This window comes from Streptomyces sp. NPDC001980, from assembly GCF_040296885.1.
Lineage (GTDB): Bacteria > Actinomycetota > Actinomycetes > Streptomycetales > Streptomycetaceae > Streptomyces.
On sequence record NZ_JBEOYD010000007.1, the window covers coordinates 270,290 to 295,289 of the forward strand.

General features: G+C 71.8%; 24 protein-coding genes. 5 read left to right on the forward strand and 19 right to left on the reverse strand.

Features of this window, described 5'->3' with window-relative positions; genetic code table 11:
• Positions 1-23: 23 nt before the first annotated feature.
• From gatB to ABT137_RS13745, 6 genes are all read right to left on the reverse strand, one after another.
• The gene (gene gatB / locus ABT137_RS13720; RefSeq protein WP_351707285.1) at positions 24-1,538 is read right to left on the reverse strand and encodes an Asp-tRNA(Asn)/Glu-tRNA(Gln) amidotransferase subunit GatB; all 1,515 of its coding nucleotides are present in this window, start codon (positions 1,536-1,538) and stop codon (positions 24-26) included.
• 15 nt (positions 1,539-1,553) lie between these two features.
• Positions 1,554-1,796, reverse strand: coding sequence for a hypothetical protein (locus tag ABT137_RS13725; protein ID WP_089098594.1), 243 nt, complete (start codon positions 1,794-1,796; stop codon positions 1,554-1,556).
• Positions 1,793-3,286: an Asp-tRNA(Asn)/Glu-tRNA(Gln) amidotransferase subunit GatA gene (gatA, locus tag ABT137_RS13730; RefSeq protein WP_351707288.1), complete on the reverse strand. Its 1,494-nt coding sequence runs from the start codon at positions 3,284-3,286 to the stop codon at positions 1,793-1,795. Before gatA ends, ABT137_RS13725 begins: the two co-directional genes overlap by 4 nt.
• Positions 3,287-3,292: 6 nt before the next feature.
• The gene (gatC, locus tag ABT137_RS13735; RefSeq protein ID WP_293990396.1) at positions 3,293-3,589 is read right to left on the reverse strand and encodes an Asp-tRNA(Asn)/Glu-tRNA(Gln) amidotransferase subunit GatC; all 297 of its coding nucleotides are present in this window, start codon (positions 3,587-3,589) and stop codon (positions 3,293-3,295) included.
• Between the two features lie 112 nt (positions 3,590-3,701).
• A complete protein-coding gene (locus ABT137_RS13740) occupies positions 3,702-4,193 on the reverse strand; it encodes a cupin domain-containing protein (protein WP_351707292.1) in 492 nt (163 codons plus the stop codon).
• 38 nt (positions 4,194-4,231) lie between these two features.
• On the reverse strand, positions 4,232-4,603 hold the full coding sequence (locus tag ABT137_RS13745; protein WP_351707295.1) for a DUF4267 domain-containing protein: 372 nt from the start codon (positions 4,601-4,603) through the stop codon (positions 4,232-4,234).
• Positions 4,604-4,699: 96 nt separating this feature from the next.
• Between ABT137_RS13745 and ABT137_RS13750 the strand changes: the two genes are divergently transcribed.
• On the forward strand, positions 4,700-5,278 hold the full coding sequence (locus tag ABT137_RS13750) for a TetR/AcrR family transcriptional regulator (RefSeq protein ID WP_351707298.1): 579 nt from the start codon (positions 4,700-4,702) through the stop codon (positions 5,276-5,278).
• 130 nt (positions 5,279-5,408) lie between these two features.
• On the opposite strand, the gene ABT137_RS13755 is transcribed toward ABT137_RS13750, so the two are convergent.
• The 5 genes from ABT137_RS13755 to ABT137_RS13775 all read right to left on the reverse strand — a co-directional run bounded on the left by ABT137_RS13755 (position 5,409) and on the right by ABT137_RS13775 (position 12,532).
• Positions 5,409-7,658, reverse strand: coding sequence for a putative bifunctional diguanylate cyclase/phosphodiesterase (locus tag ABT137_RS13755; protein ID WP_351707301.1), 2,250 nt, complete (start codon positions 7,656-7,658; stop codon positions 5,409-5,411).
• 213 nt (positions 7,659-7,871) lie between these two features.
• Positions 7,872-10,067 carry an NAD-dependent DNA ligase LigA gene (gene ligA / locus ABT137_RS13760; protein WP_351707304.1) on the reverse strand — a complete coding sequence of 732 codons (2,196 nt, stop codon included), beginning with the start codon at positions 10,065-10,067 and terminating at the stop codon, positions 7,872-7,874.
• 13 nt (positions 10,068-10,080) lie between these two features.
• Positions 10,081-11,082 (reverse strand): methionine synthase, encoded by a 1,002-nt coding sequence (locus tag ABT137_RS13765; protein WP_502984511.1) that lies wholly within the window; start codon positions 11,080-11,082, stop codon positions 10,081-10,083.
• 195 nt (positions 11,083-11,277) lie between these two features.
• Complete coding sequence (locus ABT137_RS13770) at positions 11,278-11,976, reverse strand: SDR family oxidoreductase (protein ID WP_351707307.1); 699 nt, start codon at positions 11,974-11,976, stop codon at positions 11,278-11,280.
• A 16-nt stretch (positions 11,977-11,992) separates the two neighbouring features.
• Complete coding sequence (locus ABT137_RS13775; RefSeq protein WP_351707310.1) at positions 11,993-12,532, reverse strand: LOG family protein; 540 nt, start codon at positions 12,530-12,532, stop codon at positions 11,993-11,995.
• Positions 12,533-12,663: 131 nt separating this feature from the next.
• Between ABT137_RS13775 and ABT137_RS13780 the strand changes: the two genes are divergently transcribed.
• A complete protein-coding gene (locus ABT137_RS13780) occupies positions 12,664-12,990 on the forward strand; it encodes a DUF427 domain-containing protein (RefSeq protein WP_351707314.1) in 327 nt (108 codons plus the stop codon).
• Here the strand turns inward: ABT137_RS13780 and mnmA are convergent.
• On the reverse strand, positions 12,966-14,102 hold the full coding sequence (gene mnmA, locus ABT137_RS13785; RefSeq protein ID WP_351707317.1) for a tRNA 2-thiouridine(34) synthase MnmA: 1,137 nt from the start codon (positions 14,100-14,102) through the stop codon (positions 12,966-12,968). The two genes, ABT137_RS13780 and mnmA, sit on opposite strands and share 25 nt — an antisense overlap.
• Before the next feature lie 60 nt (positions 14,103-14,162).
• Between mnmA and ABT137_RS13790 the strand changes: the two genes are divergently transcribed.
• Positions 14,163-14,816 carry an N-acetylmuramoyl-L-alanine amidase gene (locus ABT137_RS13790; protein ID WP_351707319.1) on the forward strand — a complete coding sequence of 218 codons (654 nt, stop codon included), beginning with the start codon at positions 14,163-14,165 and terminating at the stop codon, positions 14,814-14,816.
• 223 nt (positions 14,817-15,039) lie between these two features.
• A complete protein-coding gene (locus ABT137_RS13795; RefSeq protein ID WP_351707322.1) occupies positions 15,040-16,656 on the forward strand; it encodes a multicopper oxidase family protein in 1,617 nt (538 codons plus the stop codon).
• Positions 16,657-16,730: 74 nt separating this feature from the next.
• On the opposite strand, the gene ABT137_RS13800 is transcribed toward ABT137_RS13795, so the two are convergent.
• Both ABT137_RS13800 and ABT137_RS13805 read right to left on the reverse strand, forming a co-directional pair.
• Positions 16,731-17,864 (reverse strand): FG-GAP repeat domain-containing protein, encoded by a 1,134-nt coding sequence (locus tag ABT137_RS13800; RefSeq protein WP_351707325.1) that lies wholly within the window; start codon positions 17,862-17,864, stop codon positions 16,731-16,733.
• 40 nt (positions 17,865-17,904) lie between these two features.
• The gene (locus ABT137_RS13805; protein WP_351707328.1) at positions 17,905-18,933 is read right to left on the reverse strand and encodes a formylglycine-generating enzyme family protein; all 1,029 of its coding nucleotides are present in this window, start codon (positions 18,931-18,933) and stop codon (positions 17,905-17,907) included.
• 321 nt (positions 18,934-19,254) lie between these two features.
• Between ABT137_RS13805 and ABT137_RS13810 the strand changes: the two genes are divergently transcribed.
• Positions 19,255-20,043 (forward strand): SDR family NAD(P)-dependent oxidoreductase, encoded by a 789-nt coding sequence (locus tag ABT137_RS13810; protein ID WP_351707331.1) that lies wholly within the window; start codon positions 19,255-19,257, stop codon positions 20,041-20,043.
• A 34-nt stretch (positions 20,044-20,077) separates the two neighbouring features.
• On the opposite strand, the gene ABT137_RS13815 is transcribed toward ABT137_RS13810, so the two are convergent.
• The 5 genes from ABT137_RS13815 to ABT137_RS13835 form a co-directional block, all read right to left on the reverse strand.
• Positions 20,078-20,818, reverse strand: a complete 741-nt coding sequence (locus ABT137_RS13815; RefSeq protein WP_351707334.1) for a GntR family transcriptional regulator — start codon at positions 20,816-20,818, stop codon at positions 20,078-20,080.
• 98 nt (positions 20,819-20,916) lie between these two features.
• The gene (locus tag ABT137_RS13820) at positions 20,917-21,468 is read right to left on the reverse strand and encodes a carboxymuconolactone decarboxylase family protein (RefSeq protein WP_351707337.1); all 552 of its coding nucleotides are present in this window, start codon (positions 21,466-21,468) and stop codon (positions 20,917-20,919) included.
• A 30-nt stretch (positions 21,469-21,498) separates the two neighbouring features.
• Positions 21,499-22,962, reverse strand: a complete 1,464-nt coding sequence (locus tag ABT137_RS13825; protein WP_351707340.1) for a carboxylesterase/lipase family protein — start codon at positions 22,960-22,962, stop codon at positions 21,499-21,501.
• Complete coding sequence (locus ABT137_RS13830) at positions 22,959-24,179, reverse strand: amidohydrolase family protein (RefSeq protein WP_351707343.1); 1,221 nt, start codon at positions 24,177-24,179, stop codon at positions 22,959-22,961. Before ABT137_RS13830 ends, ABT137_RS13825 begins: the two co-directional genes overlap by 4 nt.
• The gene (locus ABT137_RS13835) at positions 24,176-24,997 is read right to left on the reverse strand and encodes a fumarylacetoacetate hydrolase family protein (RefSeq protein WP_351707345.1); all 822 of its coding nucleotides are present in this window, start codon (positions 24,995-24,997) and stop codon (positions 24,176-24,178) included. The genes ABT137_RS13830 and ABT137_RS13835 overlap by 4 nt, the downstream gene beginning before the upstream one ends.
• Positions 24,998-25,000: the final 3 nt, after the last annotated feature.

Below are 25,000 nucleotides of genomic sequence, written 5' to 3' on the forward strand. Positions count from 1 at the left end.
CGTACCGCGTGCGTACTGCTTGCTCAGCCCTCGCTGACGCCCAGCTTCTCCAGGATCAGCTCCTTGACGCGGGCCGCGTCGGCCTGGCCACGGGTCGCCTTCATGACCGCGCCGACCAGGGCGCCGGCCGCGGCCACCTTGCCACCGCGGATCTTGTCGGCGACGCCCGGGTTGCCGGCGATGGCCTCCTCGACGGCGGCGGTCAGCGCGCCCTCGTCGGAGACGACCTTCAGACCGCGCTTGTCGACGACCTCGTCCGGGGTGCCCTCGCCCGCGAGGACGCCCTCGATGACCTGACGGGCCAGCTTGTCGTTGAGGTCACCCTTCGTGACGAGCTCGGTGACCCGGGCGACCTGCGCCGGGGTGATCGCCAGCTCGTCGAGCGGGGTGCCCGACTCGTTGGCGCTGCGCGCCAGTTCGCCCATCCACCACTTGCGGGCGGAGGCCGCGTCGGCCCCGGCGTCGATGGTGGCGACGATCAGGTCCAGCGCGGCGGCGTTGATGATCGCCTGCATCTCCACCGCGGAGATGCCCCACTCGGCGAGCAGCCGGTTGCGGCGGGCCAGCGGCATCTCCGGCAGCGCGGCGCGGATCTCCTCGACCCATTCGCGCGAGGGCGCCACGGGGACCAGGTCGGGCTCCGGGAAGTACCGGTAGTCCTCGGCCTCCTCCTTCACGCGGCCCGAGGTCGTCGACCCGGTGTCCTCGTGGAAGTGCCGGGTCTCCTGGATGATCGTGCCGCCGGAGGACAGCACGGCCGCGTGCCGCATGATCTCGAAGCGGGCCGCGCGCTCCACGGACCGCAGCGAGTTCACGTTCTTCGTCTCGGAACGCGTGCCGAACTTCTCGGTGCCGTTGGGGCGCAGCGACAGGTTCACGTCGCAGCGCATCTGGCCCATCTCCATGCGGGCCTCGGAGACACCGAGCGCCCGGATGACCTCGCGCAGCTCACGGACGTACGCCCGCGCGACCTCGGGAGCCCGCTCGCCCGCGCCCTCGATCGGCTTGGTGACGATCTCGATGAGCGGGATGCCCGCGCGGTTGTAGTCGAGCAGGGAGTGGGACGCGCCGTGGATACGGCCGGTGGCGCCGCCCACGTGGGTCGACTTGCCGGTGTCCTCCTCCATGTGGGCGCGCTCGATCTCCACGCGGAAGGACTCGCCGTCCTCCAGCTGTACGTCGAGGTAGCCGTTGAAGGCGATCGGCTCGTCGTACTGGGAGGTCTGGAAGTTCTTCGGCATGTCCGGATAGAAGTAGTTCTTCCGGGCGAAGCGGCACCACTCGGCGATCTCGCAGTGCAGCGCGAGGCCGATCTTGATCGCGGACTCGACGCCGGTCGCGTTGACGACCGGGAGCGCGCCGGGCAGGCCGAGGCAGGTCGGGCAGGTCTGGGAGTTGGGCTCGGCGCCCAGCTCGGTCGAACAGCCGCAGAACATCTTGGTCCTGGTGCCGAGTTCGACATGGACCTCAAGGCCCATGACGGGGTCGTAGGACGCCAGCGCGTCCTCGTACGACACCAGGTCGGTCGTGGTGGTCACGGTGAAACTTCCCTCTCAGCCCAGCAGGACGTCGTCGTCGCCCAGCCGCTTCAGCTCGCGGTACAGCAGGGCGAAACCGGTGACGATCGCGACGGCGGACACGGTGGCGTCGATGAGCCGGAGCGTGTCGTGCTCGGCGCGGGCCTTCTTGATCTGCTTGGCGACACCGACCGCGCCGAACGCGGTGGTGGCCATGGACAGGTACGTACCGGACTTGGACTTCTTGAAGCCCTTGGCCTTCGACAGTGCGTTGCTCACAGCGACGGTGCCTCCTCCAGGAGCGGGTGCCCCCACCTTTCCACGAAGGCGGCCTCGACGGCGGCGCCGACCTTGTAAAGGCGGTCGTCCTTGAGCGCCGGGGCGATGATCTGCAGGCCCACCGGGAGGTTGTCCTCCGGGGCGAGACCGCAGGGCAGCGACATCGCCGCGTTGCCCGCGAGGTTCGTCGGGATGGTGCACAGGTCGGCCAGGTACATCGCCATCGGGTCGTCGGCGCGCTCGCCGATCGCGAAGGCGGTGGTCGGCGTCGTGGGCGACACGATGACGTCCACCTGCTCGAAGGCCTTCTCGAAGTCCCGCGTGATGAGCGTGCGGACCTTCTGGGCGGAGCCGTAGTACGCGTCGTAGTAACCGCTGCTCAGCGCGTAGGTGCCGAGCATGATGCGGCGCTTGACCTCGGGGCCGAAGCCCGCCTCACGGGTGAGCGAGGTGACCTCTTCGGCGGAGTGGCTGCCGTCGTCGCCGGTCCGCAGGCCGTAGCGCAGGCCGTCGAAGCGGGCGAGGTTGCTCGAACACTCGCTGGGCGCGATGAGGTAGTACGCCGACAGCGCGAGGTCGAAGGACGGGCAGTCCAGCTCGACGATCTCGGCGCCCAGCTCCTTCAGCAGCGCGACGGACTCGTCGAAGCGCTGGATGACGCCGGCCTGGTAGCCCTCGCCGCGGAACTGCTTGACGACGCCGACGCGCATGCCCTCGACGCTGCCGTTGCGGGCGGCCTCGACGACCGGCGGCACGGGCGCGTCGATGGACGTGGAGTCCAGCGGGTCGTGCCCGGCGATGACTTCATGGAGGAGGGCCGCGTCCAGGACGGTACGGGCGCACGGCCCGCCCTGGTCCAGGGAGGACGAGAACGCGACCATGCCGTAACGGGACACGGCCCCGTACGTCGGCTTGACGCCCACCGTGCCGGTCACAGAGGCCGGCTGGCGGATGGAGCCGCCGGTGTCGGTGCCGATGGCGAGCGGCGCCTGGAAGGAGGCGAGGGCCGCGGACGAGCCGCCACCGGAGCCACCGGGGATCTTGGTGAGGTCCCAGGGGTTGCCGGTGGGTCCGTAGGCGCTGTTCTCGGTGGAGGACCCCATGGCGAACTCGTCCATGTTGGTCTTGCCGAGGATGACCACGTCGGCGGCCTTCAGCCGCTTGGTGAGCGTGGCGTCGTACGGCGGGATCCAGCCTTCGAGGATCTTCGAGCCGACGGTGGTCGGCACGCCCTCGGTGGTGAAGATGTCCTTGAGCGCGAGCGGTACGCCGGCGAGCGGGCCGAGCTTCTCGCCCCGGGCCTTCTTCTCGTCGACGGCACGGGCCTGCGCCAGGGCGCCCTCGCGGTCGACGTGCAGGAAGGCGTGCACCTTCTCGTCGACGGCCTCGATCCGGGCCAGGTGCGCCTCGGTGACCTGCACGGCGGTGAGCTCGCCTGCGGCGATCTTCGCGGCGATCTCGGCGGCGCCGAGCTTGATGATGTCCGTCATGGCTGTCTAGTCCTCCCCCAGGATCTGCGGCACCTTGAAACGCTGCTGCTCCTGGGCCGGGGCGCCGGAGAGCGCCTGCACGGGGGTGAGCGAGGGACGGACCTCGTCCGCGCGCATGACGTTCGTCAGCGGCAGCGGGTGCGAGGTCGGCGGTACGTCTTGGTCGGCGACCTCGCTGACGCGGGCGACCGCGCCGATGATGTCGTCGAGCTGGCCGGCGAAGTGTTCGAGTTCTTCGGGCTTCAGCTCCAGACGCGCCAGCCGGGCGAGGTGGGCGACCTCCTCGCGCGTGATGCCAGGCATGCAGCGTTCCTCTGGGGTGAGTGTGTGTGGTTTGGAGCCAATCCTATGGGGCAGGGCCCGGTGACCGTGAAACGGTTTCCCCCGGGCCCCGAAACCTCCGTACGTCCGCGGCTCAGTGCCGGGTGTCCCAGGCCTCGCTCCGCAGGTAGTGGTTGTCGTACAGCTCCTGCACCTCCAGGAGGCTCTCCAGGGTGGCCTCGCCGAGGCGCAGCCGCTGGAGATGGCGGAAGTACTCGAAGCGCTCCACGCCGGGTGTGATGACGATGAGGATGTCGGCGGTGCTGCCGGGGACCGCCGCGAAGGCGTGCGGCTTGCCGGGCGGGACGACGACCAGGTCACCGGGTCCGGCGGTGACGACGTCGTCGCCGGAGAGGACGTCGGCGGCACCGCCGAGCAGGTAGAACATCTCGGCGGAGTTGCGGTGCAGGTGCGGCACGGCGCCGTCGGCGCCCTCGCCGAGGGTGACGCGCACGGTGGACAGGGCGCCGCCGGTGGCGCTGCTGTCGGCGAGCAGTCTGACGCCGACCGGGTCACCGCCGACCACCTCGGCGTCGGCCTCCCGCACGATCACGGACTCATCGAACTTCGGTACGAACAACGACATTTCAGAACCCCCTGTTGATGACGACGTGTCGCGGGCGGTCAGACGAGGAAGAGCAGGGCGGCGCTGATCAGCACAACGATCGCGGTGGCGAAGTGGATCCCGTAGGCGACCGCCTTCGCGCCGCCGTTCCGGAGCACCGTCAGTGTGTCCCCGAACGGTACGAGTGCCACGCAGAGCATGAACCAGGCCTCGGCGTGCGCGCCGGCGAAGGCCAGCAGCGCGAGCCCCACGACGCCGAACGTGCCGTCCCTGAGGCCCTTGATCGTGAGGTAGGCGGCGGCGTCGCCCTTCGGGTCGGCGGGGACGCCGTAGCCGGCGGCGGCAGGCCCCGGCTGGAACAGGAACCGGTAGCCGAGGAACACGCAGAACAGGTCGAGCACGACGGCGAGCGTGTAGGCGGTGACGGTCATGAGGGCCCCCTGTGGGTTTTTTTCTAGCAGTGCTAGGACTGATAGCGAAGCTAGCAGAGCATCGACAGATTGGCTAGCACTGCTAGAATCCAGAGCATGTCGATTCAGAACCGCCGGGAACGCGAGCGGGCAGAGCGCGAGCAGCTGATCGTCACGGCCGCCCGCGAACTCGCCGAGACAGAGGGCTGGGACGCGGTGACGACCCGCCGCCTGGCCGCCGAGATCGAGTACAGCCAGCCGGTCCTCTACAGCCACTTCAAGGGCAAGGACGCGATCATGGCGGCGGTGGCCGTCCAGGGCTTCGCGGAGATGGCGGCGGAGCTGCGGGCGGCGCGTGCCGCGGTGGAGGGCACCCGGGAGTCGCTGGCGGCGGTGGCGGAGGCCTACACGTCGTTCGGCCGTCGGCGCCCCGCGCTGTACGACGCGATGTTCACGCACCGGGTGGACCTGCCGTTCGCGACCCAGGAGGCCCCGGAGGCCCTGTGGGCGGCGTTCGGTGAGCTGTTGCAGGCGGTCGAGCCGATCGCCACGGGCGACGACGACCCCGGCATCCTGACGGAGACGTTCTGGGCGGGCCTGCACGGCCTGGTGACGCTGATGCGCAGCGGCCGCCTGCCGGAGGAGGCCCACGAGACGAGGCTGGCCCTGCTGGTCGGCCACTTCACAACTCCGTAAGGGCCCATTTCTTTGGGGGCGCGAGGAACTGCGCGAGCAACCACACTCAACCCGCACCCGCCAACACCACCGCACCCCCACGGCAGACGCTCACCTCGTGAGAGACGGTGAACGGCGGGCGGGTGGGCGACTATTCGGCGGCCGGCAACGCGGCTCGCGGCCGCTGCCACCCCCGCGACCCCCGCGCCAGCAACCACGCCGTGGCCTCCTCCGGCGGCATCGCCGCGGCCACCAGCCACCCCTGCACGGCGTCACACCCGAGATCCCGCAGCCGCTCCCACGTCTCGTCGTCCTCCACCCCCTCCGCGACCACCAGCAGCCCCAGCGAATGCGCGAGGTCGACCGTGCAGCGCACGATCTCCGCGTCCTCGTTGTCGACCGCCAGCCGGGCCACGAAGGACCGGTCGATCTTCAGCTCGCTCACCGGCAGCCGCCGCAGATGCACGAGCGACGAGTACCCGGTGCCGAAGTCGTCGAGCGACATCTTCACGCCGTGCCCGCTCAGCCCCGCGAGGGTGTCGGCGGCCCGCTGCGGGTCCTCCAGCAGCACGTGCTCGGTTATCTCCAGCTGCAGCGCCCCGGCCGGCACCCCGTGCCGCGCCAGCCGCGCCGCCACCAGGCCCGCGAACCCCGGTGTGTGGACGTCTCGCGGCGAGACGTTGACCGCCACCGGCACCCGCAGCCCCTGCGCCCGCCACCGGGCGACCTGCCCGAGCGCGGTCTCCAGTACGTACTCCGTCAGATGGGGCATCAGCCCGGACGACTCGGCGATCGCTATGAACTCGTCCGGCGGCACCTTGCCCCGCTCCGGGTGCACCCACCGCACCAGCGCCTCAAGCCCCGCCACCTGTCCGTCGAAGCGGACCTTCGGCTGGTAGTGCAGCTGCACCTCGTGCGCGTCCAGCGCCCGGCGCAGATCCCCCAGCAGGCCCAGCCGGTCGGGGGTGTTGGAGTCCCGCTTGGACTCGTACACCTCGACGCCGGTTCGGTCCCGCTTCGCCTGGTACATCGCCACGTCCGCGCGGCGCAGCAGTCCCTCCGCGTCGAGCGCGTGGTCGGGGAAGACGGCGACACCCGCGCTGGCCTCCAGGACGAGGGTGAGGCCGTCGAGGTCGAGCGGGGAGGAGAGGGCCGTGACCAGGCCCCGGGCCACCCGGGTGGCCGAGGTCGTGGAATCGGCGACCGGGAGTAAGACCGCGAACTCGTCGCCGCCGAGCCGGGCCGCCTCCGCACCGCGCGGCAGCGCGGCCCGCAGCCGGTCGGCTATCTGGAGGAGCAGCCGGTCACCGGCGAGATGACCGAGCGTGTCATTGACCGAACGGAACCGGTCGAGGTCGATCAGCATGAGGGCGGAACGGGCGCCGATGCGTTCGGCGTCGTCGAGGGCGGTCCAGATCCGCTCAAGCAGCCACTGCCGGTTGGGCAGTCCGGTCAGCGGGTCGCGCAGCTGCTCCTCGGCGCGGGCCCGGGCTATCCACAGGGTGGAGTCGAGGGCGACCAGCGGGATGGAGAACAGCGGCAGCAGCAGCGGCTGGGCGACGGCGACCACGCAGATCAGCGGGGCGATGCCGAGCAGGGCGACGGCGACCAGGCCCTGGCGCATCAGGGCGGTGCGGGCGACGGTGGGCAGGCCGCCGCCGCGCGGTGCGTGCAGGTACCAGAGCAGGGCGCGGGTGACGGCGAGGTAGGCGACCGCGACGAGCACGACCTCGGGAGCGGTGGCGACGCTCCAGCTGCCGGGGTTCCAGGGCGACTCGACGGTCGGGACACGCCCGAACACGAGGAGCACCAGCGCGCCGGCGCCGATGCCGAGGATGTCCACCGCGCCGTGCAGGACACCCTGCCGCCAGCGGTGGCGCCTGGCTATGCCGACCAGGACGACGACGGTCAGGCTGACCATGCCGGCGGGCACCCAGCCGTACAGCAGGAGGACGGCGAGGGTGAGGGCGGCGCCGGAGCCGGTGCCGCCCCACCAGCGGGCGCGGCCGAGCAGGACGAGGTGGCCGACGATGATGCCGGTCAGCACGGCCAGCGACCAGCCGACCGTGCCGGACGGGAAGAGGGCGTGGCCGTCGGAGAACGCACGGAAGAAACCGGCGCCGAGGACGAACGCGGCGGCCGCGACGACTCCGGCGGGCAGCGCGGGCCAGGACAGGTGCCGTTCGTGATCGGTACCGATCAGGTCGGGCGGCGGTTCGACGGCGGCCAGCGGCAGCGGGTCGCGCGCGTCCGCCGCGCCGCTCACCGCCGACCTGCCCGGCACACCCGGCAGGCCGGGGCGCCGGTCGCCCCGCACCGCCCACCGGCTCCCCCGCCACGCGCACGCCCGGCGGCGCAGCGGCAGCCGCGCGCCCGCGGCGGCGCTCTCGGTCGGTTCCATTCCCGTCCCTCTCACAGCCGGCGGTGCCCACGCCGTGCGGTCCGTGCCCTGCCGGAGCACGGGAATGCCCCGACCGCAGCTGGGCACGGCAGGCGCACGTCTCAACAGTAGGCCGCAGAAGGCTTCCACGGGCAGCGGTCGAGGACGGTTGCCCGATTGCGCACCGGCCACCCGTATGCATCTGATATGCGCCGAACGGGTGGCCTTCAACCGCTACTCCCCGGTCGGAAGGGCGACTTCGGCCGCCGCGTCCGGTCCCTGCTCCAAAAGGACGACAAATCCGTCCTCGTTCAGAACAGGAACCTTCAGCTGCATCGCCTTGTCGTACTTCGATCCGGGGTTGTCACCCACGACCACGAACGCGGTCTTCTTCGACACTGAACCGGTCACCTTGGCCCCGCGGGTCTGCAGTGCGTCCTTGGCCCCGTCCCGGGTGTAGTGCTCCAGGGTTCCGGTCACGACGACGGTGAGGCCCTCCAGCGGACGCGGCCCCTCGTCCTCTCCGGTGGACTCGTCCTCCAGCGGAACTCCAGCGGCCTTCCACTTTCGGATGATCTCGCGGTGCCACTCCTCGGCGAACCACTCCGTGAGCGCGGTCGCGATGATGCCGCCGACACCGTCGATGTTCGACAGCTCCTCCTCGGTGGCCTGCTCGATGCGGTCGATGGAGCGGAACTCGCGGGCCAGTGCCTGGGCGGCGACCGGTCCGACGTGCCGGATGGACAGGCCGTTGAGGAAGCGCGCGAGCGGGCGGGTCTTGGCCTCCTCGATCTTCTGGAGCAGGGCGAGGGTGTTCTTCTTGGGCTCGCCCTTCTGGTTGGCGAAGACCGTGACGACCTTCTCCTCACCGGTCTTGGGATCGCGCTTGGGCAGCCCGCTGTCCGGGTCGAGGACGTACGCCTTGATGGGCAGCAGCTTCTCGATGGTGAGGTCGAAGAGGTCGCCCTCGTCGACCAGCGGCGGGTCGGCGGGCTCCAGCGGCCGGGTGAGCGCCGCCGCCGCGACCCCGCCGAAGTGCTCGATGTCCAGGCACTCGCGGCCCGCGAGGTAGGACACCCGCTCTCTCAGCTGGGCCGGGCAGGCACGGGCGTTGGGGCAGCGGAGGTCGATGTCGCCCTCCTTCATGGGCCGCAGCGGCGTCCCGCACTCGGGGCACTCGGCCGGCATCACGAACTCCCGCTCGCTGCCGTCCCGCAGGTCGACGACCGGGCCGAGGATCTCCGGGATGACGTCACCGGCCTTGCGCAGCACCACGGTGTCGCCGATCAGCACACCCTTGGCCTTGACGACCTCCTGGTTGTGCAGGGTGGCGAACTCCACCTCGCTGCCCGCCACCGTGACCGGCTCGACCTGCGCGTACGGCGTGACCCGCCCGGTGCGGCCGACGCCCACCTTGATGTCGATCAGCCTGGTGTTGACCTCTTCCGGCGCGTACTTGTACGCGATCGCCCACCGGGGGGCCCGGGCCGTCGAGCCGAGGCGCCCCTGGAGCCGGATCTCGTCCAGCTTGACGACGACACCGTCGATCTCGTGCTCCACGGAGTGCCGGTTCTCGCCGTAGTAGGCGATGAACTCCCGTACGCCGTCGAGGTCGTCGACCACCCTGTTGTGCGGGGAGGTGGGCAGCCCCCAGGTCTTCAGCAGGTCGTAGGCCTCGGAGAGCCGGTTCAGGCCCTCGAAGCCCGCCAGGGCGCCGATGCCGTGGACGACCATGTGCAGCGGGCGGGTGGCGGTGACCCGCGGGTCCTTCTGGCGCAGTGAACCGGCCGCCGCGTTGCGCGGGTTGGCGAACGGCTTGTCGCCGGCCGCGACCAGGCGTTCGTTGAGCTCGGCGAACTTCTCCATCGGGAAGTAGACCTCGCCGCGGATCTCGACCAGGTCGGGGACGCGCTCGCCGTGCAGCCGGTCCGGGATCTCGGCGATCGTACGGACGTTGGGCGTGATGTCCTCGCCGGTGCGGCCGTCGCCGCGGGTCGCCGCGCGGGTGAGGCGGCCGTGCTCGTAGGTGAGGTTGACGGCGAGACCGTCGACCTTGAGCTCGCACAGGAAGTGGTACTCCTGGTCACCCAGTTCCTTGTGGATCCGCTCGGCCCAGGCGGCCAGGTCGTCGTCGTTGAACGTGTTGTCCAGCGACAGCATCCGCTCGCGGTGCTCGACCGCCGTGAACCCCGTCTCGTACGCCCCCGCGACCTTCTGGGTCGGCGAGTCGGGCGTGCGCAGCTCGGGGTGCTCGTCCTCCAGCGCCTCCAGCGACTTGAGGAGCTTGTCGAACTCCGCGTCGCTGATGACGGGAGCGTCCTTCACGTAGTACCGGAAGCGGTGCTCCTCGATCTGCTCAGCGAGCCGCGCGTGCTTCTCCCGTGCCTCGGCGGGCACTGCCGTCTCCGCCTGCTGCTTGTCGCCGGCCACCGTGTTCCTCCCGTTACTCTGGGTTGTCCGCGAGTGATCTCGCCGCCCGGACGCAGTGGGTGAGTGCCTGCCGGGCGTACGCGGGGGAAGCGCCCGCCAGCCCGCACGCCGGGGTGACCGTGACGGACTCCGCGAGAAGCCCCGGTCGCAGCCCCAGCCTGCGCCACAGCGTCCTGACACCCATGACGCTACCGGCCGGGTCTGACAATGCCGTGTCCGTGCCCGGCACGACACCGGCGAAGAGCCGGGTGCCCGCCTCCACTGCCTCACCGATCACGTCGTCGTCACGCTCGGTGAGGAGCGAGAAGTCGAAGGAGACGGCGGCCGCCCCGGCGCGGCGGAGCAGGGCGAAGGGGACGTCCGGGGCGCAGGAGTGGACGACGACCGGGCCGTCGGCGTGCACGCCGAGCACGTCGCGCAGGGTGGACTCGACGAGTTGGCGGTCGACCGCGCGGTGGGTGCGGTAGCCGGAGGCGGTCTTCACCTGGCCGCGCAGTACGGCGGTGAGGGACGGCTCGTCGAGCTGGAGCACCAGGCGGGCGCCGGGGATGCGCCGCTGCGTCTCGGCCAGGTGGAGCCGTAGCCCCTCGGTGAGGGAGGCGGCCAGGTCACGGCAGGCGCCGAGGTCGGAGAGGGCCGACTCGCCGTTCCGCAGCTCCAGGGCGGCGGCGAGCGTCCAGGGCCCGACCGCCTGCACCTTCAGCGGGCCCGCGTACTCCTGGGTGAACTCCTCCAGCGCGTCCAGGTCCTCGCCCAGCCAGGACCGGGCCCGCCGGGTGTCCCGGCCCGGCCGGTCGCCGAGCCGCCAGCCGCTGGGCTCCACGCGCGCGTACAGCTCGACGAGCAGGCCGGCGGTGCGGCCGATCATGTCGGCGCCGGGGCCGCGGGCGGGCAGCTCGGGCAGGAAGGGGAAGTCCTCGAAGCTGCCGGTCGCGGTCTTGGCGGCCTCGCGGGCGTCGGTGCCGGGGAGCGAGCCGACGCCTGTGGCGGGGCCGAAGTCGGAGATTGCGTTCACGTGAGGAGCCTAAGCGGGGTGGGCGGTGCGGTGTGCGGCAGCGTGGGTGCGGATCGTGGCGCGCAGGGCCGGCCGGCAGCGCCCCGAAGGAGCGCTGGGCTGTATTCGATGTGCGGCTGCCGCCGCGCGGGCGCGACCAGCCACGATGGCGCCGCACTCGACAGACGGCGTATCGCGGCACTCCCGGCGGAGCGCTCAACCGGGAAGCGGGCCCGGGCGCACGGTGAGGTCGTTGATCTCCGCGTCCCTCGGCAGGTCCAGGGCGGTGAGGATCGTGGTCGCCACCGACTCCGGGTCGATCCAGCGCGCCGGGTCGTACTCCTTGCCCTCCTGCTGGTGGACCTTCGCCTGCATCGGGCTCGCCGTGCGGCCCGGGTAGACCGAGGTGACGCGGACGCCGTTGCCGTGCTCCTCGGCGCGGAGGGAGTCGGCCAGGGCCTTCAGGCCGTGCTTGGAGGCCGCGTACGCCGACCAGACCGCGTGCGCGTTGAGTCCCGCGCCGGAGTTCACGAACAGCACGTGACCGCGGGCGGCGCGGAGCTGGGGCAGGAAGTGCCGGGTCAGCTCGGCCGGTGCGACCAGGTTGACGTTGAGCTGGTGGCGCCAGGACTTCGGGGTCAGCTCGCCGACCTCGCCCAGGTCGACGACACCGGCGATGTGCAGCAGCGAGTCCACCCGGTCCGGGAGGGTCTGGTGGGAGAAGGCCCAGGAGAGCTTGTCCGGGTCCGCCAGGTCGCCGACCAGGGTGCGGGCGCCGGGGAAGTCGGCGGCCAGTTCCTTCGCGCGGCCGGCGTCGCGCGCGTGCAGCACGACGTCGTCCCCGCGCGCGTGCAGGCGGCGGGCCACGGCGGCGCCGATGCCGGAACCGGCGCCGGTGATCACATGAGTTGCCATGGGGCCCATGCTCGCATCAGCGGGCGCCGAGACTCTGCTCCAGGTGGGCCAGGGCCTGTGCGGGTTCCTCCGCGAAGAACATCAGCTCGGCCAGGGGGCGGGGCAGGAAGCCCTCCGCCTCCATGCGGTGGAACTGCTGCTTCAGGCCGTCGTAGAAGCCGGCGGTGTTGAGCAGCACGACGGGCTTGTCGGTGCGGCCGTGCTTCTTCAGCTCCAGGATCTCGGTGGCCTCGTCGAGCGTGCCGGTGCCGCCGACCATGATGACCACGGCGTCGGCCTTCTCCAGCAGGAGCCGTTTGCGCTCCGCGAGGTCGGCCGCGATGACCATCTCGTCGGCGCCGGGGCGGGCCCTGTTGGCGAGGAAGTCGACGGAGACGCCGATCAGCCTGCCGCCGGCTTCCTGGACACCGTCGGCGACCACTTTCATGAGGCCGACGTTGGAGCCGCCCCAGACCAGGGAGTGGCCGCCCTTGCCGATGAGTTTCGCGAAGTCGCGGGCGGGGCGGGTGTAGCGGTCGTCGAGATCTGCCGCGGAGAGGAAGACACAGATTCGCATGGGGTCAGGGTAGGCGTGGCCGGATGGCGGGTGCGGGCCGCATGTGGCTGGTCGCGCAGTTCCCCGCGCCCCTTAGGGGGCGCTCGCCTGAGCGTCGGGAACAACTGAGCCTCCGCCGCTGTCATCCCTGTATGGCCTCTGGACACACGATCACCATCGAGCAGTCCCAGCAGCACGTACGCGTCACGCACGGGGACCTGGTCCTCGCCGAGAGCGATCGGTCTCTCGTCCTGCGTGAGACGGGATCACCCGTGCGCTACTACATCCCCGCCGAGGACGTCCGCCTCGACCTCCTCACCCCCTCCGAGACGCACACCGTCTGCCCCTTCAAGGGAACCGCCTCGTACTGGTCCCTGCCCGACGCGCCGGACCTGGTCTGGGCGTACCCCGAGCCGAAGGCGGACGTCGCCCAGATCAAGGACCACCTCTGCTTCTACGAGGTGGACGTCACCGGCTGACGTCGGACGGTCGAGGCGATCGTCGCCGAGCCGACGACGCGGGTGTCGTCGTACAGGACGATCGCCTGGCCGGGGGCGACGCCGCGGACCGGCTCGGTGAACGTGACCTGCAGTTCGCCGTCGACCAGCTCGGCGCTCACCTCGGTCTCGCCGCCGTGGGCGCGGAGCTGGGCGGTGTAGACGCCGGGGCCGGCGGGGGCGGTGCCGCACCAGCGGGGCTTGATCGCGGTGAGGCCGGTGACGTCGAGGGCGGCGGCCGGGCCGACCGTCACCGTGTTGTTCACCGGCGAGATGTCGAGGACGTAGCGCGGCTTGCCGTCGGCGGCGGGGGTGCCGATGCGCAGGCCCTTGCGCTGGCCGATGGTGAAGCCGTACGCGCCCTCGTGGGTGCCGACCTTGGCGCCGGACTCGTCGACGATGTCGCCCTCCGCCCTGCCGAGCCGCTGGGCGAGGAAGCCCTGGGTGTCGCCGTCGGCGATGAAGCAGATGTCGTGCGAGTCGGGCTTCTTGGCGACCGCGAGGCCCCGGCGCTCGGCCTCGGCGCGGATCTCGCCCTTGGTGGTGAGGGTGTCGCCGAGCGGGAAGAGGGCGTGGGCGAGCTGCCGCTCGTCCAGGACGCCGAGGACGTACGACTGGTCCTTCGCCATGTCGGAGGCGCGGTGCAGCTCGCGGGAGCCGTCGGGGAGCGTCACGATCTTCGCGTAGTGGCCGGTGCACACGGCGTCGAAGCCGAGCGCGAGCGCCTTGTCCAGCAGGGCCGCGAACTTGATCTTCTCGTTGCAGCGCAGGCACGGATTGGGGGTGCGGCCCGCCTCGTACTCGGCGACGAAGTCCTCGACGACGTCCTCGCGGAAGCGGTCGGCGAGGTCCCAGACGTAGAACGGGATGCCGATGACGTCGGCGGCGCGGCGGGCGTCGCGGGAGTCCTCGATGGTGCAACAGCCCCGGGCGCCCGTGCGGAAGGACTGCGGGTTCGCGGAGAGCGCGAGGTGGACGCCGGTGACGTCGTGGCCGGCCTCGGCCGCGCGGGCGGCGGCGACGGCGGAGTCCACGCCGCCCGACATGGCGGCGAGGACGCGGAGGGGACGGGTGCGCTGCGGGGTCTCAGTCATAGCCCCTCCAGGGTACGGGGGCGCGGGAACCGGGGCCCGCGAGTATCCGTTGGGGATCACATGGGGGCGAGAACGGGTGACGGCGACCGCAGGCTCGGGCGGCGGGCGCTGCTGATCGGCGGGGCGGCGGCGGCCGCGGGCACGGTGGCACTGACCAGGGACGAGCTGGCACGGCTGTACTGGCGGCTGCCGGGGGTGCGCAAGGCGCGGGTGGCGGGCGCGGTGGACTTCGTGGGTGCGCGCTGGGTGGCGGCGTCCCCGGCGAACTACCGGACGGCGGACCGGCCGTCCGACTACCCGATCGACCGGGTGGTCATCCATGTCACCCAGGGCGGCTACGAGAGCGCCGTGAAGGCCTTCCAGGACCCGGCGCACGAGGCGGCGGCGCACTACATCGTGCGCAAGGACGGGCGGATCACCCAGCTGGTCCGCGAGCTGGACGTGGCGTTCCACGCGGGGAACAGGTCGTACAACGAGCGCAGTGTCGGGATCGAGCACGAGGGGTTCGTGGACCGCCCGGAGGACTTCACCGACGCGATGTACGCGGCCTCGGCACGGCTGACGGCCGCGATATGCCGGCGGTACGGCATGGCCGTGGACCGCGAGCACGTGATCGGTCATGTGGAGGTGCCGGGGACGGATCACACCGACCCGGGAAAGCACTGGGACTGGGGTCGTTACATGGGGCTTGTTCGGCGCGTCGGACAGGCCTGACCCCCGGTTCCACCTGTGACTTAATCGTTATCCTGTGCCTGTGCTGCGCGCCGTCTGTGTCCGTTGCGTCCCGCACCCCGGGCACTAGCTGCGACTGCTCAACTAGCCCTTTTTCCAAGGGAGTTAAGAATTACCATCATCCACGGCCGCTTCACAGTCCCCCCGGTCTGCTCCTAACTTCGCCTCAGATTTCACACAGTCCCCAGGTCAAACATCCGGGGCCATGACCCACACCACAGATCCCGCCTTCGAGGCGGACGGGAACGAAGAGCAGGCCACCGGCGGCAGGCGGCGGCGCGCCAAGGGCACGGAGCACGCCAAGGCGGCGCGTGTCACCGACGCCGAGCACTCCAAGGAGGGAACGGCCAAGCGCGGCAAGGGCGTTCACCGCCGGAAGTTCCTCGGCGGCATGGCCGGCGTCGGTCTGGGCGCCGTCGCCGCGGCCGGCTCCACCTTCGCCCTGCTGACCGACGCGAACGGCAACAAGGCCGGCGCGGCCACCAACACCGCCACCCTGACCATCCCGGACCTCCTGGAGGGCACCACCTCCGACAGCACCACCACCTATACGCTGGAGGCGAAGACCGGCACCGCCGAGGTGCTCAGCGGCGTCACCAGCACCACCGCCGGCTACAACCAGTCCTTCCTCGGCCCCACCATGAAGTGGACCAAGGGCAACACGGCCCTGCTCAACATCACCAACAGCCTGGGCGAGGACACCACGGTCCACTTCCACGGCGCGCACGTCCCGGCCAAGATGGACGGCGGTCCCCAGGTCGCCTTCTCCGACGGGGACACCTGGGCGCCGACCTTCACGGTGAAGGACGACCCCACGACACTCTGGTACCATCCGCACGCGCTGGGCACCACGGCGAAGCAGGCGGTGCACGGCCTGGCCGGCATGATCATCGTCGATGACGCCGACAACACCACCAGCGCCGCGCTGCCCACCACCTACGGCACGGACGACATCCCGCTGATCTTCCAGTGCCTGGCCGTCGACAGTGCCGGTGACATCAAGTACGACCTGACCGGCTACCTCAGCAGCGGCCTGAGCTACCCGCTGCTGGTCAACGGCACCAACGTCGACGACACCACCCTCACCTTCACCGCGACCAAGACCCGGACGCGCTTCCGACTGCTCAACGCCTCGCCGTCGGACATCATCACCGTCCAGCGCAGCGACGGCGGCACGATGACGCAGATCGCCACCGACCAGGGCTACCTGGCCGAGGCGGCGGACGTGACCACGATCCGGCTGGTGGCCGGCGCCCGCGCCGAGATGGTCATGGATATGTCGGACGACGTCACCCTGCAGGCGGTCGTCACCACCGGCTGGGTCCGCGGCGGCAGCGGCACGTACGACTTCCTGACCGTCACCGCGAGCGGCACCGACACCCCGGACGACCTGCCCAGCTCGCTGCGGACGATCGACCGGTACGACACCAGCGACTTCACCGCGCGGACCATCACCCTCGGCCAGAGCGGCACGAAGATGCTCATCAACGGGTCGGCCGGCACGAGCATGTCCTCCATGGCCATGATCAGCACCACGCTGGGATCCAAGGAGATCTGGACGATCACGAACAGCACGCAGCTGGAGCACTCGTTCCATCTGCACGACGTGCCGTATCAGCTGATCTCCATCAACGGCGAGGATCCGACCGGCGTCGAGCTCGGCTGGTACGACACCTATGAGGTGGTCGGCGGCGGCTCCATCAAGATCGCCATGGAGTTCACCGACTTCTCCGACGACACGTACATGTACATGCTCCACTGCCATCTGCTGCAGCACGAGGACGAGGGCATGATGGCGGCCCTCATGGTGACGGACAGTTAGTCGCGGCCCGGGCCTCCTGAGCAGGCTGCCGCCGGCAGTGGAAGTGCCGGCGGCAGCCGTTCGCGGGGCTCCGGTCACCGACAGCTCCCCCGGAACACATCGACCTGGCCGCCCGTGCTGTCCGCGACCACGAGGTCGCGGACGCCGTCGCCGTCCAGGTCGGCCGCCGTCGCGTCGTAGGCGCCGGTGGCGGGCACGTCGGTCAGCCGGGTGAGGGTACCCGAGCCGTCGCCCGTGTACGGCGTGACCGAGTTGCCCTGAAGAGAAGAGACCAGCAGGTCCGTGGTGCCGTCCCCGTCCAGGTCGGCGGCGCCCACGGCGACCGGCAGCGCGGGCGTGCTGTGGGCGGTGGCCGCACCGAAGGTGCCGTCACCGTTGCCCAGCAGCACGTCCAGGGTGTCGGCGCCGTTGCTCACCGTGGCCAGGTCGAGGCTGCCGTCGCCGTCGAAGTCGCCCTCGGCGAGGGAGTAGAGGCGGGCGGTGGCGGTGTACTCGGTGGCGGCACCCAGGGCTCCGGTGCCGTCACCGAGCAGCACGCTCACCCCCGCGCCGCCGACGCTCGCCGTGGCCACGTCGGCGGCACCGTCGCCGTCGAAGTCGCCGACGACGATGCCGTGCGGCTGGCTGCCGGTGGCGGTCTCGCCGGTGTCGGTGAAGGTGCCGTCCCCGTTGCCCAGCAGCACCCGCACGGTGCTGGTCTGCTGCTCGGCCACCACCAGGTCGGCCAGACCGTCACCGTTCGGATCGCCGGTGGCGAGCGCCCGGGGCGAACCGGAGACATCGATCGCCGACGCCGTACCGAAGGTGCCGTCACCGGAGTTCAGCAGCACACTCACCTGTGCGCCCCCGAAGTCGGCGGTGGCGAGGTCCGGATGCCCGTCGCCGTCGAAGTCGGCGACGACGGTCTGGTACGGGTGCGTCCCGACCGCGTAGGTGCTGCCCGCCGCGAACGTCCCGTCCCCCGCGCCGAGCAGCACGGTCACCGAGTCGCCTTCGAGGTTGGTGGCGACCACGTCCACCGCGCCGTCGCCGTTCAGGTCGGCGGTGACGACATGGCGGGTGTTGGTGGCGGCGGTGGCGGAGCCGGTCGGGGTGTACGCCGGGACGCAGGCGGTGGTGTCGGCGGCCACGGCCGGAATCGCGGGCAGCGCGCCGGCGAGGAGCAGCCCACCGGCCACGGCCAGCCGTAAGCAGAGGTACCGGGTCATGCCGTACCGCCTTTCAGTGCGAGAGGTTTCACCGACCGGCTCAGCCCTGGTCGGCGGCGACCCGGAAGCCGACCGTGGGGTAGCCGCCGCTGCCGTCGCGGCCCTCGCCGCGGTAGTGGGTCGTGCAGCTGCGGCCTGTCGCGTACCAGGAGCCGCCGCGCACGGCGTTGACGTCCAGACCGGCCTCCTGGCCGTTGGTGGCGGTGACGACGCTGGAGGTCCACTCGAAGCAGTTGCCGGCCATGTCGTAGGCGCCGTACACGCTGACGCCGTCCGCGTACGCGCCCACGGCCGAGGTGAGTCCGCCGGTCGCCATCAGCGCGTCGAAGAGGTCCGTGTAGACGAACCCGGTCCAGGTGTCGTGGTCGATCCAGCCGGTCACCCCGCCGGTGGCGGTGACGGTGAGGATCTCGGAGACCGGCTCGCTCTCGCCGTACCGGGTGGATTCCGGGTGGTCGTAAGTGGCCTCGGTGGAGCCGTAGTTCGCGAGGTAGTACGCGGCGCACACCGCGTTGTAGTTGTACCTGCTGGTGAGCACGGAGTCCGCGTAGGTCGTCCCGGCCGTGTCGCCCCACGGGTAGGCGTAGGAGTCGGGGCCGCGGGCCGCGCTCTCCCACTCGGCCTCGGTCGGCAGCCGGAAGGTCCAGCCGTCCGCCTGCCCGGTGAGCCAGTCGCAGAAGGCCTCGGCATCCGCCAACGCGACCGCCAGGACCGGGTGTTGCTCCTTGCCGGCGGGGACCGTGCCGTCGCCCCAGGAGGACGGCACCGTGTGGCCGGGGTTGGCGTCGAGGAAGGCCGCGTACTGGGCGTTGGTGACCTGGTAGGCCCCCAGCCAGTAGGCGGAGTCGATCGGCGAGGCCTCGCCCGCGCCGGTGGTGTTGGACAGGTCGGCCGTGAACACGAAGTCCGGGTCCGCGGGGGCCGGCACCAGGGTCTGCCCGGCGACGGTGGCCGAGTCCGCCGCGGACGCCGGTGCCGCGCCGAGCAGCGACGCGGCGGCTCCGGCGCCGGCCAGTTGGAGCAACGTCCTTCTGCCGAAAGGCTGTTGGTGCGGTGGTACGACGGTCATGGGGCGGCCCTCCGTCGACTCGGTGGCTGGGGGCCGGTCACGCGGCATTTCAGGGGGACAGCGCGCCGCGTGACCGGCCGTTCAACGGAACGTAAAGTGCGCGCCTTTGCTGCGGCCAATGCCGGCCTGTGACTTCTCTGGACGCGCGCCCACAGGTGCCGCGCCGGATGCGCGGTCGTTCCCGTTGAGCCCGCAGTCTGCCCGAAGAGAGGCACAGTGTCGACACCTTGGACTGTGAATGCCCCTCAACCCCTTGACCGAGGCTTACTGTCGACACTAGACAGTTAGCGGAGGACCTTCCCACGCGACGAGGAGCACGCCATGACCGATCCCCGGCCCGGACAGCGCCTCTCGGGCAAGGTCGCCCTCGTGACCGGTGCGGGCGCCGGGATCGGGCAGGGCTGCGCGCTGCTCTTCGCCGAGCAGGGCGCGACCGTGGTCGGCTGCGACATCGACGCGGACGCGGCCGAGCGCACCCGGAAGCTGGCCGCCGAACGCGGGGCGAAGGTCGAGGTCATGGCCCCGCTGGACATGACGGTCCCGGGGGACGCCCAGCAGTACGCGGACTCGGTGTTCGAGCGGTACGGCCGGACCGACGTGCTGGTGACGGCCGGCGCGATCGCCCCGCACATGGCGAGCGCGGCGGAGATGGACTTCGACGCGCAGTGGACGCCGACCCTGCGCGGCGAGGTCGACGTGGTGTTCCTGCCGGTGCGGGCGGCCTGGCCGCACCTGGTGGCCTCCGGCGGCGGCTCGATCGTCAACTTCGCCTCGGTGAACGCCTTCCGGGGCAGCGGCACCTTCGGCATGGTCGCGCACTGCGCGGGCAAGTCGGCGGTGCTCGGCCTGACCCGGCAGCTCGCCGTGGAGGGCGGCCCGTCCGGGATCCGGGCCAACACCATCTCCCCCGGCATGGTCCGCACCCCGGCCACCGAGTCGGCCGGCGCGCACCAGGGAGCCGCCCGGGCGGCCCTCCTCGCCCGTATCCCGCTGGGCCGGGTCGGCACGCCGGAGGACATCGCCTGGTGCGCGGTCTATCTGGCGTCCGACGAGTCGGCGTGGGTCACCGGCGGGAACTTCCCGGTGGACGGCGGGGTACTGGCGAAGTAAAGGGCCCCGCGTCGCCTCAGGAAGTCCCGGGCCGTCACGTCGACGGGGTGCGCCGCCGGCGTGCCGGCTTGCGGCCGGCCTCCTGCTCCTGGATCTGCTCCTCCACCGAGCGCAGCGCCCGGACCGTCGCCCCCGCGATCAGCGCGGCGGCCAGCTCGCCGTCCCGCTCCTCGCAGGCCTGCATCAGCCGTTCCTGGTCGTCGACGCTGTAGGCGAGCCGTCCTGGGCGGGTCAGGCTGAGGTGGCGGAGCATGAGGGTGCGCAGCGCCAGGGAGTCGAGGATCTGCTTGAGGGTGGCGTTGCCGACGATCCACGTCATCCGCTCCTGGAGCTGCACATGGCTCCAGAAGTACGCGTCCACGTCGCCCTCGTCGGCCAGTCCGCGCATCTTCTCGACCCGGCCGCGCAGCTCGCCGATCTCCTCGTCGGTGGCCCGCTCCACCAGCAGGGCGGCGAGCATCGACAGGAGCTGGCGGCGGACCTGGTAGATGTCCCGGATGTCCTGGAGGGAGGGCGCGGCGACCCGGGGCCTGCGGCGCGCCTTCATCTCGACCAGGCCCTCCTGCTCCAGGAGCATCAGGGCCTCGCGCACGGGGGTCCGGCTGGTCTCGAACCGCCGCGACAGGTCGACGCTGTTGAGGTCCTGGCCCGCGGCCAGCCGCCCCTCGATGATCCCGGCGCCCACCCACTCGGCGATCTGCGCGACCAGCGGCTCCCGCCGGTCCCGCAGCCGCAGCAGGCGGGCGAGCACGACATGCGTGTCCTGATCGGTCATCCGGCGGCCTCCCGGTCCGTGCCCGGCCCGGTGCCGGGTTCACAGCGGATCCATCGGTGTCGACACTATCGCACTCCAACACGGTCCAGAACACCGGTCTACGGCTGTCTGTCGACAGCCGTCCGGGCGGCCGATGCCGGGCCGGCAGCCGTCCAGGGCTGGATGTCGAGGGCGACCAGGAACCGGGACACCATGTTGTACACCGCCACGGTCGCCGTCAGCTCGGCGAGGCCGGTCTCGTCGAAGTCGGCGCGCAGGGCGTCGAACACCGGGTCCGGGACCTGGACATCACGGGTCATCGCGTCGGTGTAGGCGATGACCCGCGCAAGGCGCCCCTCGAACTCCGGCTTCTCCTTGCGCACTTCGGCCAGCTGCGCGTCGTCCGCCCCGGCCCGCCGGGCCTCCGGCTCGTGCGCCGCCCATTCGTACGGCGCCCGGTTGAGGACCGCGATCCGCAGGATGACCAGCTCACGCAGATCGGCGGGCAGCGACAGCCGCTCCCGTACCGCGCCGAGCAGGCTGTTCCAGCCGTCGGCCACCGGCGGGCTGTGCAGCAGCATCCGGTCCAGCGGATGCAGGGTGCCGCCGCGCCGGGCGCGGACGCGGTCGGCGATCTCGCCGCTGCCGTCGGTGCCGGGGAGTCGTGCCATGGGGAGGTTCCTTCCGTCCGTACGGTCGCGTCAGCCGAGCAGGGGGCGGGGCAGGCGGGCGAGCAGCCGCAGGGCGTCGAGCCGCTGGACCGGCCCGATCGCCGCCTCGCCGGCCCCGAACACCATCGCCCGCTCCCCCGTGAACGCCGGCCAGGCGGGCAGCGCGCCCCCGTTCGGGTCGTGGTCGGTGACGAAGCGGGCCCAGGTGTCGGCCATGGTGCGGGCCAGCTCCCGGTCGGCGTCGGTCCACGGCCAGGCACGGGCCGTCAACGTGTCGAGTGCGTAGGGCAGTTCGGCCGTGTGGTGGACGCCGTAACCGGGCAGCCCGTCGCGGGGCGGGGCGAGGGGCAGGCCGGGCGGCAGGGGCGGGGTCCGGGTGAAGCGGTACATCCAGGTGGGCGCGACGGCCGCATGCGTGCGCGCCCAGTGCCACACCGGGTGGCCGAACCGGCTCTCGCCGGTGAACCGCCGTGCCGTACGTCGGGCCTCGGCGGCGCTGCGCACCGGGTACACCGCGTCCGTGCCGGGCTCGACGGGCAGCCGGCGCAGGACGTCCGGCGTGGCGTACACCGAGCCCTCGTCGTCGTTGGTGCCGACGAGCAGCGGTACGGCGTGCTGCCGGGCGGCGCCGAAGACGTCGTCGCTCGGCTCGGTGAGGACCCGGCCGTCGACGACCGGCCCGAAGTGGCCGTTGAGGACGAGTCCGACACCGTCCAGGCAGCGCAGCGCGTCGAGGCCACGGTCCTCCGCCCAGCGCAGCCCCTGCCGCTGCGCCGCGAGTTGGCCGGGCAAGGGCCCCTCGGCCCGCCCGACGCCCGAGGCGCTCTGGCCGATCGCCGCGTGGAAGAGGTGCCGGGCGGCCGGCGAGGCCATGAGGTGGCAGACGTGGGCGGCACCGGCGGAGTTGCCGGCGAGGGTGACCCGGTCGGGGTCGCCGCCGAAGGCCGTGATGTTCTCGCGTACCCAGGTCAGGGCGGCGACGATGTCGAGCAGCCCGTAGTTGCCGGAGGCGCCCAGGTCGTCCTCGGCGGCGAGTTCGGGGTGGGCGAGGAAGCCGAGGGCGCCGAGCCGGTGGTTGAGGGTGACGAAGACCAGGCCACGCCGGGCCAACGCACGGCCCTGGTGGATCTCCTGGCCGCCGTGGCCGTAGCGGTTGCCGCCGCCGTGGATCCAGACCAGCACGGGCAGCCGGGCGCCCGGCGCCGGATCCGGGGTCCACACGTTCAGGTAGAGGCAGTCCTCGCTCATCACCAGCGCCCGCCGGTCGGCGAAGTTGGCGTGGTACATGAGCGAGTCGCGGGGCGGCTGGGGTTGCAGCGGGGCCGGTCCGAAGGTGTCGGCCCGGCGCTCGCCGTCCCAGGGCGCGGCGGGACGCGGGGGCCGCCAGCGGAGATCGCCGACGGGCGGCTCGGCGAAGGGAATGCCGCGGAAGACGGCCACCTCGCCGTCCCGCTCCCCCGCCAGTCGCCCGCCGCGCACCTGTGCCTTGCTCACCCGGCCGCCTTGTGCAGCGCGCCGTTCTTCATGACCACCCGGAGCCGGCCGGGGTCCTGGAGGATCCGGATGTCGGCCAGCGGGTCGCCGTCGACCAGCACCAGGTCCGCGAGATACCCCTCCCGGACCAGCCCCAGCTCCTCCGCCATCCCCATCACCTGGCCGCCGTACTCGGTCGCCGCGCGCAGCGCCTCGGCCGGGGTGAAGCCGAACCAGTCCACGAACAGCTCCAGGTCCCGCAGGTTGCGTCCGACCGGGTTCCAGGCGAAGCCGTAGTCGCCGCCGGGGACGACCCGGATCCCGCGCGCCACGAGTTCGGGTACGACCGCGCGGACGGCGTCCCGGGTGGCCTCGACCTCCATGCCGGGCTCGGGTTCGCGGCCGGCCTCGTGGAGGTTGGCGTGGATGATGCCCGGGGTGGGGGCCACGAAGATCCGGGCGCGGGCGGCCTGGAGGAGGTCGAGGGCCTCCTCGTCGGCGAAGGTGCAGTGGTAGACGGCGCGGACGCCGTGCCGTACGGCCGTCTTGACCGACTCGGCCGCGTGCGCGTGCGCGGTGAGCCACACGCCGTGCTTCTCCGCGGTGTACGCGGCGGCGGCCACCTCCTCGTCGGTGAACTGCACGATCCGCGAGGTCCCCTGTACGACGGCGCTCTCGCCGGAGAGGGACAACTTGACGATGTCGACGCCGAGTTCGGCCATGTCGGCGACGAACCGGGCGACCGACTCCGGGTCGGAGGCCCGGCCCTCGACGCCGGGGAAGTCGTAGACGCCGGGCTCGACCATGCCGGCGCTGCCCTCCCAGGAGGCTGCCCTGAGGCGCGGCCCGGGCATCCAGCCCTCGGCGAAGGCCTTGCGGGCGGCGACCTCCGTACCGGGGAGCCGGTTGCCGCCGGAGTAGGCGCTGGTGATGCCGTGGTCGAGGAGGACCCGGCCGGCGTGCGCGACGAGCAGGGCCTTCTCCTCGTCGGGTTCGTCGCGGCGCCGGGAGAGGTGCTCGACGGTGGAGCCGAAGCCGAGGTGGGTGTGGGCGTCCACGAGTCCGGGGAGCAGGGTGCCGCCGCCTCCGTCGATCACGCGGGCGGCGGCGGTCAGGTCGCGCGGGATGCGCTCGGCGACCGCGACGATGCGGTTGCCCTCGACCAGGACCTGTGCGGGGAACGGGTCGCGGCCGGTGCCGTCGAAGACGTGGACGTCGGTGAAGAGCGTGCCGGTCATGGGGTCCTGGGCCTCCAGAAGCGGTGCCGCATCTCGCCGACTCCCCCGATCCTGCTGACCAGTTCGTCCTCGGGGGTCAGGAAGCGCTGCGGGACCCGGCGGTTGCCGACGCCCGCCGGGGTGCCGGTGAAGATCAGGTCGCCGGGGAGAAGGGTGCAGAAACTGCTGAGGTGGGCGACGAGCCGGGGGATCGGGAAGATCATGTTGGCGGTGCGGTCGTGCTGGACGGTCTCGCCGTTCAGCTCGCAGGTCAGCTCCAGGTCGTCGGGGTCGTCGATCTCGTCGAGGCTGACGAGTGCGGGGCCGACCGGCCCGAAGCCCGGATAGGACTTGCCGAGCGAGAACTGGGCGGGACGGCCCGCGAGTTGACCGATCCGCTCGGAGAGGTCCTGGCCCACGGTGAGCGCGACGACCGGGTCCCAGCCCTTCTCCTCCGGCACCCGGTGGGCCTCGCGGCCGATGACCGCGACCAGTTCCAGCTCCCAGTCGACGTGACCGGGCGGCAGCGTGACCGTGGTGTGGGCGCCGGTGAGGCAGGTGGGGAACTTGGTGAAGACGAGCGGGACTTCGGGCTCCTCGTACCCCGCCTCGACCGTGTGCGGGCGGTAGTTGAGGGCGACGGCGAAGATCTGGCGGGGGGCCGGCACCGGGGGCTCCAGGTCGGCCTCGTCGTACGGGCGGGCGCCGGTCGCCGCGGCGGACCACAGGCGCAGGTCGTCCCAGCGGGCGAAGGGGTCGGTGGCGAGGGCGGGCGGTACGTCGACGGCGCCGTCCGGGGTCAGCAGGACGGTACGGCCGGCGAGGCGGGCGAGGCGCATCTG

Coding starts and splice junctions, on each gene's coding strand:
- ABT137_RS13810 (WP_351707331.1), top strand. CDS start 19,255: ATGACCGATCCCCGGCCCGGACAGCGCCTCTCGGGCAAGGTCGCCCTC.
- ABT137_RS13815 (WP_351707334.1), bottom strand. CDS start 20,818: ATGACCGATCAGGACACGCATGTCGTGCTCGCCCGCCTGCTGCGGCTG.
- ABT137_RS13770 (WP_351707307.1), bottom strand. CDS start 11,976: ATGGCAACTCATGTGATCACCGGCGCCGGTTCCGGCATCGGCGCCGCC.
- ABT137_RS13775 (WP_351707310.1), bottom strand. CDS start 12,532: ATGCGAATCTGTGTCTTCCTCTCCGCGGCAGATCTCGACGACCGCTAC.
- gatC (WP_293990396.1), bottom strand. CDS start 3,589: ATGCCTGGCATCACGCGCGAGGAGGTCGCCCACCTCGCCCGGCTGGCG.
- ABT137_RS13780 (WP_351707314.1), top strand. CDS start 12,664: ATGGCCTCTGGACACACGATCACCATCGAGCAGTCCCAGCAGCACGTA.
- ABT137_RS13750 (WP_351707298.1), top strand. CDS start 4,700: ATGTCGATTCAGAACCGCCGGGAACGCGAGCGGGCAGAGCGCGAGCAG.
- ABT137_RS13745 (WP_351707295.1), bottom strand. CDS start 4,603: ATGACCGTCACCGCCTACACGCTCGCCGTCGTGCTCGACCTGTTCTGC.
- ABT137_RS13835 (WP_351707345.1), bottom strand. CDS start 24,997: ATGCGCCTCGCCCGCCTCGCCGGCCGTACCGTCCTGCTGACCCCGGAC.
- ABT137_RS13805 (WP_351707328.1), bottom strand. CDS start 18,933: ATGACCGTCGTACCACCGCACCAACAGCCTTTCGGCAGAAGGACGTTG.
- mnmA (WP_351707317.1), bottom strand. CDS start 14,102: ATGACTGAGACCCCGCAGCGCACCCGTCCCCTCCGCGTCCTCGCCGCC.
- ABT137_RS13795 (WP_351707322.1), top strand. CDS start 15,040: ATGACCCACACCACAGATCCCGCCTTCGAGGCGGACGGGAACGAAGAG.
- gatA (WP_351707288.1), bottom strand. CDS start 3,286: ATGACGGACATCATCAAGCTCGGCGCCGCCGAGATCGCCGCGAAGATC.
- ABT137_RS13800 (WP_351707325.1), bottom strand. CDS start 17,864: ATGACCCGGTACCTCTGCTTACGGCTGGCCGTGGCCGGTGGGCTGCTC.
- ABT137_RS13820 (WP_351707337.1), bottom strand. CDS start 21,468: ATGGCACGACTCCCCGGCACCGACGGCAGCGGCGAGATCGCCGACCGC.
- ABT137_RS13830 (WP_351707343.1), bottom strand. CDS start 24,179: ATGACCGGCACGCTCTTCACCGACGTCCACGTCTTCGACGGCACCGGC.
- ABT137_RS13740 (WP_351707292.1), bottom strand. CDS start 4,193: ATGTCGTTGTTCGTACCGAAGTTCGATGAGTCCGTGATCGTGCGGGAG.
- ABT137_RS13790 (WP_351707319.1), top strand. CDS start 14,163: ATGGGGGCGAGAACGGGTGACGGCGACCGCAGGCTCGGGCGGCGGGCG.
- ABT137_RS13755 (WP_351707301.1), bottom strand. CDS start 7,658: ATGGAACCGACCGAGAGCGCCGCCGCGGGCGCGCGGCTGCCGCTGCGC.